This is a genomic window from Nitrospira sp. BLG_2 (assembly GCF_049222245.1).
In genome coordinates this window covers 1-2,445 of the sequence record NZ_JBLYIG010000061.1, presented here as the reverse complement: position 1 = coordinate 2,445, position 2,445 = coordinate 1, and the positions used below count along the sequence as shown (strand labels likewise).

The 2,445-nt window shown below is 54.8% G+C and carries 3 protein-coding genes; 2 read left to right on the top strand and 1 reads right to left on the bottom strand.

The window, feature by feature from the left end; all coding sequences use genetic code 11:
- Nucleotides 1-624, top strand: a 624-nt coding sequence (gene ku / locus ACOSYY_RS01680; RefSeq protein WP_421660531.1) for a non-homologous end joining protein Ku, incomplete at its 5' end; no start/stop codon positions are given.
- Between the two features lie 241 nt (nucleotides 625-865).
- Nucleotides 866-2,239, top strand: a complete 1,374-nt coding sequence (locus ACOSYY_RS01675) for a glucose-6-phosphate dehydrogenase (RefSeq protein WP_421660530.1) — start codon at nucleotides 866-868, stop codon at nucleotides 2,237-2,239.
- Here ACOSYY_RS01675 and ACOSYY_RS01670 read toward each other — a convergent pair.
- Nucleotides 2,230-2,445 (bottom strand): DUF1207 domain-containing protein (locus tag ACOSYY_RS01670; protein ID WP_421660529.1); only part of this gene is annotated, 216 nt, incomplete at its 5' end. The genes ACOSYY_RS01675 and ACOSYY_RS01670 overlap by 10 nt on opposite strands.

The following is a 2,445-nucleotide window of genomic DNA, read 5'->3' as shown; positions in this document are numbered from 1 at the left end:
GTTGAGGCCACGCAGACGGTCGACATCCTGCGCTTTGTCGATGAAGAAGACATTGCGCCGATGTATTTTGAATCCCCCTATTATCTGGCGCCTGAAGCGCGTGGTGAAAAAGGCTATGTGCTGTTGCGGGATATCCTCAAGCAGACTCACAAAATGGGCATTGCCAATGTTGTCATCAGCACGCGCCAGTATGTCGCGGCGTTACTTCCGGTCAACGATATGATTCTGATGAATACGCTTCGCTACGCAGACGAGGTAAAGGACGCGAAAGAGTTGGACATCTTACCGAAGCGCAAAAACGTCGGGGTGACCGCCAAGGAGCGGGAAATGGCGGTGAAACTTGTCGAAGAAATGACGGGAGAGTGGGATCCCAACGACTATCACGATACCTACCGTGAAGATCTCTTGAAACTGATCGAGAAGCGCATCAAGACCGGCCGAACGGAGATGATCGGCGGTCCGGACGGCGAGGAAGTCCTAGCGCCGCCAAAACGGGGGAAAGTGGTCGACCTCATGGCGTTGCTGAAACGAAGCGTGCGGGATAAGGCCAAGGGACGTCGGTTTTCATCGGCCCATCAGCGGACGGAAGGACGCTCGGATCGATCTCGACGCAAGACAGGGTAAAACGGTCGTGACCTCAACATACTGTTTGAAGTATGCCTCGGTCTCTCAGGGCTCCACGTGCCCATCTCGTCTAGCGTCTCGTCGGCTTCGTCACGAGCTGTCATGAATAAGCTGGGCTAGGGTTTGATCTAGTACTCAGAACGGTGGTTCTGAGTGGTAAGTAGTGAAAGGAAGCCGGGTTCGCATTACTCAACCCAGTTGCGGCTTCGTCGCTTCTAGAGATAGAGCACGAGGGAACGCCATGGCCGATCATAATCATTTCATCCTGCTCGGTGCCGGGTCCGACGTAGCCAGCCGATATGTCTTCCCCGCATTGGCAGAACTTGAAGCGGGAAACCTGCTCCCACAGGATTTTCGGGTGCTGGCGGTGACCAGGAAGGGCTGGAAGGATGTGGCCGCCTTTCGTCGCCAGGTCGAGAAACGAGTCAAGGAGCGTCAGGGGAAAACCAAAAGAGGCGCATTGAGAAAGCTGTTGGCGCGAGTCAGCCATGCGTCAGCCGACCTTACCGATCGTCAACAACTCAAAGCTGTGATCGGCCCATTTCAGGATCCGCTGGTACTCTACTTCGGTCTTCCCCCCTCAGTTTCCGGGGCCATCGTGGAGACCTTCCATGATGTCCGTTTACCCCCACATAGCCGAATCATGATGGAGAAGCCGTTCGGCAACGACGTCACATCGGCGAAAGAACTGAACGACAAGCTGCACGCGCTTTTCCCGGAACAGGATATTTTTCGGGTCGACCACTTCCTGGCCAAACAAACCGTCCAGAACATTCTTGGTATTCGTTTCGCCAATCGCGTCTTTGAGTCGGCATGGGACCGTCAGCACATCGAAAGGGTTGAGATTGTGTGGGAAGAGACGTACGCATTGGAAGGACGAGCCGGCTACTATGATAAGGCCGGTGCGTTGAAAGACATGATCCAAAACCACCTCTTACAACTGATGTGCTTGCTGGCCATAGAGCCTCCTTCAAGTCTGACCGAATCCGCTTTGCGTACGCAAAAGACCGATCTCTTGAGGGCCATTCGGCCATTCTCCGAGAAGGAGATCAAGTCGCATACGACGCGGGGCCGCTACACGGCAGGGAGGATCAGCAGACGAACGGTGCGTGACTACGTTGATGAGCCGGGAGTCGATCCAGACCGACAGACGGAAACCTTTGCGGAGATCCGTCTCTTCGTCGAGAATCAGCGGTGGAGAGATGTCCCGTTCGTCCTACGGACAGGAAAGGCAATGCAGCGGGACCGGCAAGACATTACCGTATTCTTCAAGCCTCCTCAGCATTCAACCTTCATCTCGTCTCACGCAGTGAGGGCGAATCAGTTGCGTTTGTGTCTCAAGCCGGATCAAGTCGGATTGACGATCAATGTGAATGGCCCTGGCAATCCTCTGAAGGCCGACCCGATCGAACTGCATACGGAACTTGCACCGGAACCGATGTCCGCGTATGCGAGCCTGATCGTGGATGTGCTCAAAGGCGAGTCGATATTCTTCATCCGGAATGATGAAGCCGAGGAAGCCTGGAGGGTTGTGGATCCGATCGTCGAAGCCTGGAAGGACGATCTTGTCCCGTTGCAGTCCTATCAGGCGGGCTCTGCTGGACCTCAAAAATAGAAATGGAGCCCGACGCCAAACCAATGGGAATGTTGCGTATAAAATTGGCCATCAGGAGATGGACCTGCAAAGTACTGCGCGAGAAGCTGTAGCTGCCGATTCCCGATGCGCGCGTTTTCGAATCGCAAACCTGCCATGATGGACTGCGCAATCGCCCACTGCGAACGCTCATTGGATTGAAAATCCGCGTAACAGATCGGCGTGAC